1 protein-coding gene is annotated in these 690 nt (G+C 69.1%); it reads right to left on the bottom strand.

The features are described 5' to 3' along the window. The coding region (locus tag IEY89_RS40210; protein WP_189152462.1) for a transposase family protein at nucleotides 1-640 on the bottom strand (640 nt) is incomplete at its 3' end. Nucleotides 641-690 lie beyond the last annotated feature (50 nt).

The raw sequence follows: 690 nt of genomic DNA, 5'->3' as shown, positions 1-690 counted from the left end.
GTGCCCGGACCTTCGCGTGGGACCGATTGACGGCCTGCTGACCAGCAGAGAGGCTGTCCCATCGGCCGCGGTAGGGGAGGCGGACGGTGCCGCCTGCGCCCTGGTACCCCTTGTCCGCCCAGCAGTTGATGCCGGCCTGGGCGAGGGCGTCGATGATGCCGTGCTCGCGTGCGGCCCGGACGTCATGGACGGCGCCGGCCAGGGCTGGTGAAGCCCATAGGAGACGGCCCTTCGGGTCGGCTATGACCTGCACGGTCATGCCGTGCTTCTTGTGTTTGCCCGAGTAGAAGGGGCGGTCGGCGGCGATCCGGTCGATCGGCAGAAGTGTTCCGTCCAGGATCAGGTACGCCTTCATCGACGCGGCCCGCATGGCTTCGGCGAGCGTGGGGGCGAGGGCGGCCAGGAGCTCGACGGCCTCGGTGACGTACCGGTAGACGGTTGTGGTGCCGACTCCGAAACCGGCCGCGAGCTGGGCATAGGGCTGGCCGTTGCGCAGGTGGGCGAGCGTGAGCAGGGCCTGCCGGCCCGCACTCAGGCGCCGCCATCGGGTGCCGAGAGTGCGCCGCCGTTCCCTCAGGCGGGCAGCGAGGAAGCGGAGGGCGGAGCTGGACACGTTGACGCCGGACGGGTAAACAAGCATGCGAAGCCTCTGGTGGAGACGGTTCTCTTGGTCGAAAACCCATCTACCAG

This window comes from Streptomyces lacrimifluminis, from assembly GCF_014646095.1.
In the GTDB taxonomy this organism is placed as follows: domain Bacteria; phylum Actinomycetota; class Actinomycetes; order Streptomycetales; family Streptomycetaceae; genus Streptomyces; species Streptomyces lacrimifluminis.
This window is presented reverse-complemented; position numbering and strand designations above follow the sequence as displayed.